We start from the raw sequence: 13934 nt of genomic DNA, 5'->3' as shown, positions 1-13934 counted from the left end.
TTTTTATATTCTGACAAAATAATCACTTCAACTGTTCATATTTTTCACCTGCCAAGATTTCAATCGGTAAAACATTCTGGGCTGGTGGCAAGGGGCAGGTAGTGAATTCAGAATATACGCAAGGAGGGTTGTACAAACGATTAAAATCTATAGTCACTTTTCCAGATGTCTCTGGCAGATCCACATAAACATATCTACCTCCACCATAAGTGGTTTCATCGTTGGTCCTATCTCCCACGATTAAAAACCCACCAGTGCCAACCGACAACTCAAAATCTTCACCCGCTAATTGAAAAGATAAAATACCTACAAAATCCATTTGCTGATTAGTGCCTAGTTGGGTATTGACTTCCTCAGTTTGTGCTTGGTCAAAAGGCCGAAAGTCAGCCTCTACGACATAAGAACTTTGTAATGGATAAGCCTCAAATCCTTTAAAAAGCTTTGCAGACTCACTATTTTGATCTTTCACTCGAAGAAAATAATCATCTACCCTTTTGATCACTTGCCATTCTAGGTGCTTGTGTTTGAGCATAGCTCCATTTTCAGATGACTCCAAGAATTCGTCAGTCCAGATTGCAATTAAAGAATCGGATTCCAAAAGACGTATCTCGGTACTGTCGGAGGCAGTGAAAATGGCTTTATTTCCTTCCAATTCAATGGCACCTATAGTTGCTGGAAGTCCATCACTTACCAATTGAATATTATTGGCATCTGACCCTCCAAATAAATTAACTCCAAAATTCAACTGATGAAGCCCAACTAATTTGAGGTAATGATCGCGCCCTTTGTTTAACCGTGCTCTGAACTCAGAATCGGCCTTTAAATACTCCTCAGATAATGGAACCTCTTTTTGTTGGCAGGCATAAATAGATATGAAAAAGAAAAATAAGAAGCTAAGCTTCGAAAATTTGAATGGTGTATGATGCATAATGGATACTTCCTTGTCCTAATTTAATAATTCCGGGTTTCCGGGTTAATTCCTGATCTGAGTCTTCAAAATCTGGCAATCCATCCCAAGGCTCTACACATAGAAAGTCGGCGTCAGGTTTTGACCAAAGTCCAAGAAATGGGAAATCGTCAAAGTTTACACTGATTTTTCCTTTGGAACTTTTTGATTTGATGCTCACCTCAGAAGAGTTCAACTCAGTGAAAATTAAAGCATCCTTATCAAACAAACCATTTTCCAATGCCAGGCGATTCGTGCCTTCCATAAGTGGTTTTTCTTTCTTAGTCAATAATCCATTTTCAGAAAGCACGAAGATCGAATTGTTTTCTTTTCTTTCAAACTCCAGGTAATAATCATCCTTATTTTCTCCTTCCTTCCAGGGGTAATTGAATGCCGGATGTCCTCCTAATGAAAAATACATTGGGCCACTTCCTGTATTTACCAATTCATGAAAAACCTGAAGTCTACTTTCGAATAGGAAAAAGCTGACTTTCAAATCAAATTTGAAAGGGTACATGGCCAAAGTTTCTTCGTCACTAGAAAAAAGAAAAGAGAGCCTAGAGCTCGTACGATTGATCAGTCTTACCTTTTTATTGTTTCTAATAAATCCATGTTTGGGGAGCTCATATGATTGGCCTTCGTAAGAATATTTTCCAGATTTGAGGGCACCGATTACTGGAAATAATACAGGTGCGGCACCTTTCCATATATTGGGATCTGCCTGCCAAATGTATTCGAAGTTGGTGCTTTTAGACAAAATACTACAAAGTTCTGCACCACATTCATCCACTTCCACTTTGAACAGCTCGTTTTCAATCGAATATCTCACATTAGTTTTGTTTAAGATGGTAATGCAAAATAATCAATATCTCAGACTGTCAAGGTTAATTGATCTACTCGAAATCTTTTTATACGAAAAAAGGCAGCCAAAGCTGCCTTAAAACCTATCCTAAACCTTTTATGCCTAGCTTATTAGTGGATAAGAACCTTTGTTGTTGTGGTAATATTTTCTTGTGTGGTCTGCAGCAGATACATCCCTTCGGATAGCTGTGTGACATCTATTCGGTCTGACGCCTGCACTTGCTGATCGAGTACCATGTGACCGTCGAGATTGATCACCTGAAGTCTAGCCATTCCAGACCGGATACCTTCTACCGCTATCCAATCCGTGGCAGGGTTTGGATAAACTTTGATAGATATTGGTGTCGGATCAATGGCACTGACTATTGGCTCGGTCACCTCGAAAGTGATACTCACTTCTTCAGCAGCTTCAAATTCCTCATTACCTGACTGATTGGCCGCTACTGTTACAGTACCGGCTACGCCTTCCAGAGTAATGGTAGTGCCTTCAATCGTGGCTGGACCTGTCACTGTTAAAACTACTTCCAGCTCAGAAGTTGAAGTAGCCGTTACCTCAATTATATCATCTGTTGTCAATTTATCAGCTATATCTGCTATTGTGATGGTTTGGTCTTGCTTCTCTACTGCTGGCTCGGTGACTTCAAAAGTGATGCTCTCTTCTTCGGCTGCCTCATACTCCTCATTGCCGGATTGATTAGCAAATACGGTTACTGTACCTGCCGTACCATCAAGGGTGATTGTGGTTCCATCTATCATGGCTGGGCCTATCACGGTTAAGTCTACTTCCAGTTCTGAAGTTGACGATACCACAACATCGAACGGCTCATCTGTTGTCAATTTATCAGCTATATCTGCTATTGTGATGGTTTGGCCTTGCTTCTCTACCACTGGCTCGGTGACTTCGAAAGTGATGCTCTCTTCTTCGGCTGCCGCATACTCCTCATTGCCGGATTGATTTGCAAATACGGCTACTGTTCCTGCTATGCCATCTAGGGTGATTGTAGTTCCATCTATCGTGGCTGGACCTGTCACGGTTAAGGCTACTTCCAATTCTGAAGTTGATGATGCCACAACATCGAAAGGCTCATCGGTAGTCAGCTTGTCAGCTATCGCTGTGATGCTAATGGTCTGAGGCAATTTATCCACTACTGAGAAAGTAATAGTCTCTTCTGCTGGTGCATAATAATCATTACCTGCTTGGCTAACGGTGATAGTAACTAAACCTGTCTCGCCTGTTAGAGAAACAGTAGTTCCTTCTATTGTGGCAGGACCGTCAATGTCATAATCAAGCACCAATTCAGTATCTATCGAGGCTTCAACTTCAAAACCCTCCGCGCTTGATATCTTATCGGTGATCGGTGATACAGTTAGTACCTGTGGCTTTTTGACCGTACTGAAGGTATACCAAGTATCCACATTAGTGATGGCTCCATCGGCGTAATAATTACTTGCGGCATCTTGTACTAAATTGTTCTCCACCACCACATAATAATCATAACCTCCACGCACACCGCTACCATTGTTGCCATTTTCCAAATGAACGATGAGCTGATTACCACTGATGGTCACCTGATCTGGCATATACCCTGGTCTACCTGACAAACCGCTAGTCGTGCCCACCTGACGGACTCGCACATAACCAAATGCATCAGAGGCTTGAATGGGTTCACTAAAAGTAATCGTCAACTCATCATCAAAATACAGATCGTCTGCCCCCGTATCAGGCGATACACTTACCACCGTAGGCCCTGTCAAGTCTTCAAACACATCATTGATGCTGAAAGTAAAGTCTTGCTGTACGGCTAGCCCATCTTCATCCATTGACTCAATTCTGATATCGTAAGATGCCTTTGTTTCAAAATCAAAAACAATTTTCGCTTTGAGTTGATTGCCATCAATTTCAAAGGCATTGTTGTCTGATAATCCACCGACCAACTTGTAAGTATGGGTGTCACCAGCATCTACGTCCGTACTCGACATGATACTCAACACTGCTCCTAGCTCATTATTTTCATCAGCAGTTAGCTGATCCAAGGCCAGTGCCGTGGGTGCTTCGTTGACATCAATGACGATAATTTCAAAATCTTCTTCGAAGGTGCCTCCTGCCCCGTCGGTCACTCTAGCTGTAATGGAATAAGTATCCTCAGTCTCGAAATCGAATACTTCATTGGCCTTCAGGATATCGTCGTCCAAAATAAATTTCCCTTCTGCATCATCGAGCAATACATAAGTGTAAGTATCACCTGGCGCATCTGTATTGGACAATTGGCCAATCACCGCGTCTGACGCAGCATTTTCATCTATACTAGCAGCTGATAGCGCCATAGCCGTTGGCGCTGGGTTGACGGTGGTGAAATTCCATCGTTCATTGTCACCAGGATTGGTAGTAAACTCATCGTCGAAAGCATTTCCACTAACATCCTCAATGCTACCGTTGAACAATAGTACATGGTAATCTGTGTTGTATGCAATGGCTTGACTTGACTCAGAAAGGTGGAGTGTCATCGTACTTCCAGCTATGGTATATAATGCGGATTCGCCATTGACCACCCCACCATAGACGATCGTATTTCCACTCGTTTTTCTTACGTATACAAAACCATCGCCCACTTGTATTGGCTCATTGAAGGTAATGACCAAGTCAGCATCAAGCGCTACACCGGTAGCATCATCATTTGGCGAAAAGCTGACGATCTGTGGCGGCGTCACATCGTTTTCTGCTATGATCGTGATATCGAAATTTTTCTCGAATACACCCCCGTTTCCATCGTCCGTTTGCACTCGAATCGTGTAACTACTTTGTGCAGTAAAATCAAAAACAGCATTAGCCTTGAGTTGATCATCATCGATGCTGAATGCATTACCTGGGTTACTTATAAAAGTATAAGTATGGGTATCACCATCATCTTGATCTTCTGTACTAAAGTTCCCGATCACATCATCGACGCTATTATTTTCGATAATACTCGAACCATTGAGTGTGATTTCAGAAGGATTTTCATTTAGATCATTCACAGTGATAGTAATATCATCTTCGAATGTTCCTCCATTGCCATCATTAGTTTGGATACTCATGGTATAGCTATCCTGATTCTCATGATCTAAGGTCACACTTGCTCGAAGCTCATTGTCATTGATATTGAATTTATTACCAGGGTTAGTGAGTAACGTGTAAGTGTGCGAATCTCCCTCATTAGCATCCGTACTACTCAAAGTACCAATTACCGCATTGACTGAATTGTTTTCATTGATGGTATTGCCTGCTAAGGCAATGGCCGTAGGGGCTGTGTTTTCTACCACATCTAACACATTGATCACCATATCTTTGATAATGGCTCTACCGGCATCATCCAATGATTTTATCTTGAGACTGTAGGTATTTTGGGTTTCATAATCAAAGATCACTGCCGCACGAAGTTCATTACCTACAATTGTGAATTTATCTCTGTCCAAGGTGAAGTTCATAGAATAGGTAAAGGTATCTCCCTGATCTTGATCTACTGTGGAGAGCAAGCCTACCACGTCTCCCACTTCATTGTCTTCAAGTATGTTTGCTTCTGAAATCGTAATGTCCGTAGGGTCATCATTAAGGTCTATTATTTCAATCGTAAACACCTTTTCTGCAAAATCTCCTGTACTGCTAGTGGTCCGTATCCTGATGCTATGGGTAGTCTGATTTTCGTAGTCAAACACTATGTTGGGATACAAATCTCCGTTGAAAACATAGAAATTGTCATTATCCTCATCGCCAGTGCCTGATACCATTTCGTACTGATAGGTAACACCTCCATAACCCTCAGCAGTACTTAAAGTACCAATAACAGAGGCTACATTGGTCGCCTGATTTTCATTTCTAGTATTACTGGAAATAGTAAAATCAGCTGGATCTATGGTTTCGATTTCATTGATCACACTGACCACCACGGTCTTACGTGAGAAAACATCGTCTTTGTCCAATATATCTATTGTGACTGAATAAGAATCGTCTTCTTCAAAGTCTAGCTCTTTGGCCGCCTTTAGTTGATTGCCATCAATGGTAAAATCAGTACTGGTCGTGGTAAACGTATGTACTTCATCAAAATCCTCATCTTCGGCAAACAAGTGACCAACCAGATCACCTATCTCGTTATTTTCATGTATTTCGGAAACATCTAAAGCTACCGCCGAAGCCGCCTCTCCTACATCGTTAAGCGTAAGCACAAACACCTCCTCAATGATGTGATTGGCATTGTAGTCATCTACAGATGCACGAATAGTAAAACTGTTTTTGGACTCAAAATTTTGTGCATCAAAGACGCGTAACTGCGAGGTGCTGACATAAAATAGCTCATTGTCATCGTCACCATCTCCTTCTACTAAAGCAAACCTCAAGTTGTTACCCTCAGGGTCATCGGCTTGCAGTGAAGCTACCCACAAACTTTCAGGGTTATTCTCGTCAAAATCATAGGCACTCAATCGGAAGTTTTCAGGTGCTTCGTTTTCGTTGACTACGCTGATAGTCAAATATCTCACATAAGAGTCTCCATGAGGATCGGTAGCTCTGACCCGAATACTGTAGGCATTGTCATCCTCAAAATTTGCCATATGATTGAGTACGAGCTCGTCGCCATTTATGGCAAACAAACCGTTGTCCTCTCCTCCTGGCTCCAGCGCAAAAGTGTGACTTGCATCGTCAAAATCATTAGCTGTCAAGGTACCAATCACGTGCCCTAATGCATTATTTTCCTGCACATTACTAGGTGAACAACTGATGTCATTAGGAGCCGTATTCGTGCTATTGATATCGATAAAGAAGCTTTTTTCTAGCTGAGCGTTGGTATCATCATTAGTAGCCAATACCCGAATGGTATATTGGTTTTTGACTGCCTCATCAAATACGACATCGGTCATCAGCTGTCCACCTGCATCTATAGAAAAGTCATCCATACCTTCTACTAAGGAAAAAGTATAAGTGTTATCTGGGTCATCATGTGCCAATTGGCCGATGACATCATTGATATCATTGAGCTCATCTATATCTGATGAACTGAGTGTGATATCTGTGATGGCTTCATCTACATTGTACACTTCAATAGGTGCAGAAAGATTGTTGGTCAACCCTGCTCCAGCCTGATCAGTCACTTCAATTAGAAGAGGCAGAGGGTTGAGACCTAGAGTTTCATAATCCAATGCTTGAGCTGTAAAGAGTTCATTGCCCACAATGTTGAAGTAGGGCGCAGCACCGTTGTTGAACACATCAAAAGTATGCGTGTCTCCCGCATCTGGATCGCTGGCAGTAATAGTAGCCACCAACGTACCTGATGGTACGTTTTCGTTTACGCCATAGCTTGTCAAATGCACTGCCGTAGGAAAATCATTGGCGTCAATGATGGTGATAACAAAAGCTTTTTCTATAGTAGTAGCTACTCCGTCCGTCGCCTGGATGCGAATGCTGTAACTCTGCTGGGTTTCGAAATCGAAAGTGGTTGATGCTTTGCTTTTGAATCTATTATTATAGTTTAATTCGAAAAAGCCATTATCGGCATCCCCTACTCCAGCTATTAATGAGTAAGTAAGATTTACTCCCGATGGATCACCATCTACCAATACTTGGGTATTGAAAGTAGCAAATCGCTCATCGTGTGTGGTTTCTGTCATGGTCATGTCATTGGCCATGATACTGATCGTAAAATCGCGAACAATGATGCCTTCTAAAGAGGAAGTGGATTGCACTCTGATGCTGTAAGTGCTTTTGGTCGCTACTGCATATACTTCTCCCGCTTGTAATTCATCGCCAACAATCGAAAAACTCGAATTGTCACCAAAGCCGTTGACCAGTGAATAGGTAAATGAATCTCCCTGGTCTTCGTCCACAGTAGTGAATGTACCAATTACATCTCCCACACTATTGCCTTGGTCTATCAAGTTGTCACTCAGAATCAAATCCGTAGAACTATCTGTACCATCAGTAATAGTGATTGCAAATACCTGTTGAGTCAGCTGTCCTTGATCTTCAGCTTGCACTCTAATGCTGTAGCTGCTTTTAGTTTCATAATCAAATTCCATGTCTGACAAGATCTGCCCACCGCTTTGGCTAAAGGAGCTATTGTCCGTATCCCCTGGTCCTGCGACCAAGCTATAGTTGACCTGAAAACTTGGCCCTATGGGGTTAGTCAAAGACAAATTACCAATAAACGTACCTTGTGGACGATTTTCCTCAATAGATGTGCTGCTGAGCTCTACTACTGATGGAGGTAAGTTTTCTACTTCATCATCAATATGTACGGTAAGCGCTCTTGAAAATTTGGCCCCACTATCATCTGTAGTTTCTATTCGAACCGTATAAGAAGGTTTTGCTTCATAATCGAATACTCCATTAGCCTTGAGCTGATCGCCATCTATAGCAAAACTGGCATTGTTGGTATCGCCAGCCCCAGTTACAAAATCATAGCTATGGGTATCACTTTCATTTTGATCAACTGAACTCAGTGTGCCAACCAAATCTCCTACTTCATTATTTTCTTGAATGATGCTATTAGATATAGAAATCCCTGTAGGTGCTTGGTTGTCTACTACATCTGTGATATGGATAGCAATAGATTTGGCAAAGATGCCTCCGTTTCCATCATTGGTTTGCACTCTGCAGTATCGCGCCGTACTGGATTCATAATCAAAAACCACTGCTGCACGGAGTTCATTATTGACTACCTCAAAATCACTGTTGTTCAAATCTCCTTGTCCGGCTACTAAAGTATAAGTATGACTATCGGTAGCGTTAGCATCTGTAGTAGAAAGTGTGCCAATTACTGCTCCTACAGCATTATTCTCTGCGATACTATTGGAAGAAATGCCAATGTGAGTGGGTGCTACATTCTCTGGCTGATTCGTAATGCTGATAGTAAATGACTTGCTAAATGTACCTCCACTGCCGTCGTTGGTTTGAATGCGAACGTCATAAGATGAGCGAGTTTCGTAATCGAAAACGCCATTGGCCTTAAGCATATTTCCATCTATTGAAAAACGTGCATTGTCGGAACTTCCTGTTCCAGCCACTAAGCTGTAAGTATGAGTATCATCTAGATCGTCATCTGAGGTGGACAGATTTCCAATCACATCACCGATGGCATTGTTTTCTAATATACTGCTATTATCCAATGTGATTTGAGTCGGAATTTGGTTGTTGTCTACCGGATTTATGGAAATAGTAAATGATTTGTCCAATGAGACGCTTTGCCCATCTGCCGCATTGACTCTTATCGAATAAGTACTTTTTGCTGAATGGTCGAACGAAGTGCTGGTGAACAACGTATGGCCATTAGCTCCTCCAATATAAAAGTCTGCGTTGTCCACACCTCCTTCAGCCATAGCTATGGTATGATCATCGAAGGCATTTTGATCCGTGACATCGAACGTCCCAATAGCAAATGGAACATTATTGCCTTCATTTACAGATGTGTTTGACAGTGAGATATTAGTTGGAGAATACTGTAAATCCACCTTTCGAGCCATCGTCTGGATAGCGTCTTGCGATGAATTTTCTTCACCCCAAACCGACACTTGTGTATTAAAATGACTTGGTGATACAGCGACATCCGTAGAAAGTACTTTATACGAAGGTGATGCGTCAATTACAAAATCTCCATGCTCACCATTGCCATTGGCATCGAAGCTTCGAGAAACTATGTCGGACCCGCTTCCGTTGGCCTTGATCCAAGCCACTGTATAGTTGCCTGACTGATCGATATCTACTGAGGCGCCGTGTTGATAAGTAGCGACGCCGTTTTGATGAACATAAGCTGGAACACCAAAGTCCCCAGTACCAGATCCTCGCATGGCAAAAACATAACCTAACCCTTCCTCATAGTCTCTTTGAAAGGTGACTACAAACTTTCTCGAAGCCGTGGTTTCATGCGTCATGGCAATATCAGGATGAGTATCATCATAGCTACTATTGGCTCCTAATGGAATATCTACTCCCAACGCAGACCCGTCACTATTGAACCTTCTTAGGAATACATCACTTTTTCCACCTTGTCCTGGCCCCTGCCAAACTACCGCAAAGTTGCCATCACTATCTATCGCAACGGCAGGGTTTTGCATGACACCAGCTCCACTATTGATCTGGAAATGATTAGCCAACCGGCCTGTACCTAACTGTGCCAATCGACCGTAGATATTTCCGGACTGGGCATTTTGCCATACAACAATGGCCAAGCCCGAGCCATTCACTGCAATAGCGGGATTGGTATTGTCTCCGAGTAAAGTTTCGTCCAATCCAAACTGGCCAGAAGGTGTACCTCCCGCACCAATAGCTACATACTTCATTACAATAGTGGACCGACCACCTTGTATACTTTCCCAAGTAGTGGCATAAGTATTAACATCAGGCATGATAGCTACATCCGGGTTAGATTGTTCGCCAACAGTAGATGAATTAATACGACCAGTGTAAGTAGCCGAAATAGATCCAATACCCAAGTGTGCCGGCTCATATACTCTGGCATAAATGCCTCCATCTGCATCATCTGATATAGGGCCATCCCAAAGCATCACTACCTTGCCCGAGGCACTGATGTCGATGGCCGAATTGGCGTAAATACTGGATACTGGGGTTGGGCTGACTCTGACGGCAGCCTGATTGTGAAAAGGCACTTGCGCAAAGGCACCCGTTGCGAAGAGTATTGCGAGTGCGATAAAGTATAAAATAAGCGTAATTCTTACCGCACGATTTTGGTTCGTTCTTATTGTTTCTTCCATGACTATAGCTTTTAAGTTCTTTGGTTTATGAGACTGTCAAGCCGCGCAAAACATGACATACTCATGACCAAAGTAGGAAGTGTAACATTTGGTATTTTGCTACTTTCAGAATTCGGCAGGAAATAAAAAGAATTCGGTAAGCTGGAAGGTTCAGGCAGTGATCAGCCCTATCAATTCGTCCTTTTTTCGCCGCGAAACAGTGAGGTTGGTACCGTCGTTGAGCGTGACGTAACCACCATCGGATTTAGAGTAAGCTTTGATCTCGGATAACTTCACAAGGAATTTTTGATGAATTCGAAAAAAACCTTCGTCACAGAGCATTTGATCATACTCCTTGAGCGTCTTGCTGACCAGCAATTTTTCTCCTGATTTCAGATGGATGTGCGTATAGTAGTTATCCGATTCACAATAGATGATATTAGCCACCTCTTCCAGACGAATGCCATCCATAGATGGAATAGCAATTTTGTGCAGGGCATTCCTATTGATGAGTAGTGCTTCTAGTTTTTTCTCAATTTGATCAATTCTGCCTTCGTCGGACAGTTTGGCAACGGCCTGAATCAGTTCTTCAGGATTGATCGGCTTGAGTAGATAATCAATAGCACTGTATCGGAAGGCCTGCAAGGCATATTGGTTATAGGCCGTTACGAAGATCACTTCAAAGGCTTTTCCTTTCAGCCGCTCGATAACATCAAAGCCTGTACCGTCATTCATTTCAATATCAAGAAAAATTACTTCTGGAGCGTGCTGATGAAATGCTTCTTCGGCGCTAACCACACCATCAGCTTGAGCGACTACCTGAATTGTTGGGCAATATTTTTTCAAGAATGTGGAAAGAGTAATTCTACTCTTTTCTTCGTCATCAACTACAATAGCTGTTTTCATATTTAGGCTTCAATAGGAATGGTTAGTTGTACCTTGGTTCCAGACGGGCTTCCATCTTGGTGCTTTAGGTCAAAAATAAGTAAGGAAAACCCAGTACCTTTAATTTCTTTGTTAAAAAAATTAATACGATCATCTGTCAGCCCAGTGGCCATAGACCGGTGATCCCCAGCTTTTTTACCATTTAAACTTCTCCCTACACCGTTATCCTCTACTTCGCAGATCAAGACATCCTTTTGCTCCATAAATCTGACATCAATTTGACCCTTTCCTTCTTTTCCTTTCATACCATGCAAAATCGCATTTTCTACAAAAGGCTGCAGAAGCATAGGAGGAATAGGCAAGGTTTGGTCTGCTTCATCAAACTGAATAGCAAAATCAAATTTGTCTTGAAATCGTACTTTTTCCAGCTCTAAATACAATTGTAAAGTTTCAGTTTCTTCTTCTAATGAAATTAATTTGTGTGCGCTATTTTCTAAAATCTTACGGACAAGCAAAGAAAATTTAGACAAAAAAACCTCCGCCTCATAAGTTTGATTAGTCGTAACATAACTCTGGATAGAATTAAGTGCATTGAATATGAAATGCGGATTCATCTGAGACCGGAGCATTCGCTGCTCTATCTCCACTCGTTTCATATCCAATGCATGTTGCTTTTTGTCTTGTTTTCTTTTGTACATGAGCCATAGAAATCCTCCCAAAAGCAGAATAAATGACGCAGATGATAAGATCAGATTTCTAGTGTTTCGTTCTTGCTCTAGTTGGAGTGCTTGAGTTAGGTTTTCTTCAGTCAATTCTCCAATGGCACGATTTTGTTCTTCGTATTCAAGCTGAGCTCTTAGTCTTTCGATTTCTTTGCCCTTTTCTTTATTGTACAAAGAATCACGAAAAGCCGAATAGGCTTTGAAGTACTTATAAGCCATTGCCGTTTGTTCCATATTTTCATAAGCCAGATATAAGTTTTCGCTCGCTTCTCTCTTTTGTTTCAGTAAAGGCAAGTCTTCCGTCAACTCTAACGATTTTTGCCCAAGGGGTATGATCTTCTTCCATCGACCCTGCGCTTCATACAAATCACTCAAAAGATTGAGAGAGGTGATGTAACTCATCTCATCACTACTCGACTTGAAGTATTCTACGCCTTCTTCAAGTAGTTTTTGTGCAGAATCGTACATTTGCATGTGTGTATAGGTCTGGCCAATGTTCATTTTGAGTTGCTGAATCTGGCCTAGGCCTTTACTACCTTCATAAGCAAGAGCAGTTCTAAACCCTTCTATGGCCTTTTCATATTGATCGGTTTCTAAATAAATACTGGCTAGAGTATTAGATGCCACCCCAATAGAAATACTGTCTTTCATTTCCAAAGCCATTTGGAAAGATTGGTAAGCGTATTTCTCAGCCTCAACTACATTGTCCTGCTCAAAATTGGCTAAGGAAATCATATTATAACAACTCAGTACACGACGGTCAATTCCCAATTTTAAATACGCATCTAATGCCATTTTTGCATAGAAAATAGTCTCTAAATAATTACCCAACTGAAAATGAGGAATGGATAAGTAGTAACTAATCTCTGCCGCTTTTTTTTCTGTTTCAACCGAACCTGATTCTTCCTTTTCCTGATTATAAAAGTCTAGTGCTATTCGCCAGTAATAGATTGCGCTATCCATTTGATTGTTTCGATATTGGAGTACGGCTTTAGATTTATAAACCTGAGCCTGCCCCTCTAACCAACCCATATTTTGAGCAATAATTGCTGCCTGATTCCAGTAACGGGTCGATGAATCCAGCTCGGCATGTTGCTGACCAATGGCTAGCAAAAGCTTGAAACTAGAGCTATCAGATGTGCTCGAAGCCAACTCCGTTTTCAGGGAATCTAGTTGAGCGAAACAGATGAGGAAGTTCCAAAAGAAGAGGATCAAAATAAGGCCAGTTTTTCTTATCATAAAGAAAAGATATATAAAAAAATTTAATCATAACCCAACCGCAATTAGGTGTACATCCCACATAAAAAAAGGACAGCCGAAGCTGCCCTAAAACTTATCCTAAACCTTTATGCCTAGCTTATTAGTGGATAAGGATTTTTGTTGTTGTATAGGAGTTTTCTTCTGAGACTCTGAGCACATATACGCCCTTGCTCAATGTAGAGACGTCTATTCGATCTGAGCTATTGATCGTCTGCTGCTTCATCAGCTGCCCATCTAAATTGATCAGCTGTAGTTCAGCTTGAGATGTCAAGCCTTTTACCGTAATCCATTCACTAGCAGGGTTTGGATATACCTGAATGTCCAACTGGTAATTTGAAACTGCATTCACCACTGGTTCGGTCACTTCGAAAGTGACACTTACTTCCTCCGCTGCTTCGAACTCGTCATTACCTGCTTGGTTGGCAAATACGGTTACCGTACCTGCTATGCCATCAAGCGTGATCGTAGCCCCATCTATCGTGGCTGGACCGGTAACTGTCAAAGTAACTTCAAGCTCAGACGTTGATGAGGCTTCCACTTCGAAA

Annotated in this window: 6 protein-coding genes; all 6 read right to left on the bottom strand. The window is 41.8% G+C overall.

Annotated elements, in window-relative coordinates; translation table 11 throughout:
• Positions 1-22: 22 nt before the first annotated feature.
• The gene (locus tag ABJH98_RS01095; protein WP_348305776.1) at positions 23-928 is read right to left on the bottom strand and encodes a DUF1684 domain-containing protein; all 906 of its coding nucleotides are present in this window, start codon (positions 926-928) and stop codon (positions 23-25) included.
• Complete coding sequence (locus ABJH98_RS01090; protein WP_348305775.1) at positions 894-1775, bottom strand: aldose 1-epimerase family protein; 882 nt, start codon at positions 1773-1775, stop codon at positions 894-896. The genes ABJH98_RS01095 and ABJH98_RS01090 overlap by 35 nt, the downstream gene beginning before the upstream one ends.
• Positions 1776-1918: 143 nt before the next feature.
• Positions 1919-10543: an Ig-like domain-containing protein gene (locus ABJH98_RS01085; protein WP_348305774.1), complete on the bottom strand. Its 8625-nt coding sequence runs from the start codon at positions 10541-10543 to the stop codon at positions 1919-1921.
• Positions 10544-10693: 150 nt separating this feature from the next.
• Positions 10694-11428 (bottom strand): LytTR family DNA-binding domain-containing protein, encoded by a 735-nt coding sequence (locus ABJH98_RS01080; RefSeq protein ID WP_348305773.1) that lies wholly within the window; start codon positions 11426-11428, stop codon positions 10694-10696.
• A 2-nt stretch (positions 11429-11430) separates the two neighbouring features.
• On the bottom strand, positions 11431-13368 hold the full coding sequence (locus ABJH98_RS01075) for a histidine kinase (protein ID WP_348305772.1): 1938 nt from the start codon (positions 13366-13368) through the stop codon (positions 11431-11433).
• A gap of 121 nt (positions 13369-13489) precedes the next feature.
• Positions 13490-13934 (bottom strand): T9SS type A sorting domain-containing protein (locus ABJH98_RS01070; RefSeq protein ID WP_348305771.1); only part of this gene is annotated, 445 nt, incomplete at its 5' end.

Origin of the sequence: Reichenbachiella sp., from assembly GCF_039969095.1 — a bacterium.
GTDB lineage: Bacteria > Bacteroidota > Bacteroidia > Cytophagales > Cyclobacteriaceae > Reichenbachiella.
This window is presented reverse-complemented; position numbering and strand designations above follow the sequence as displayed.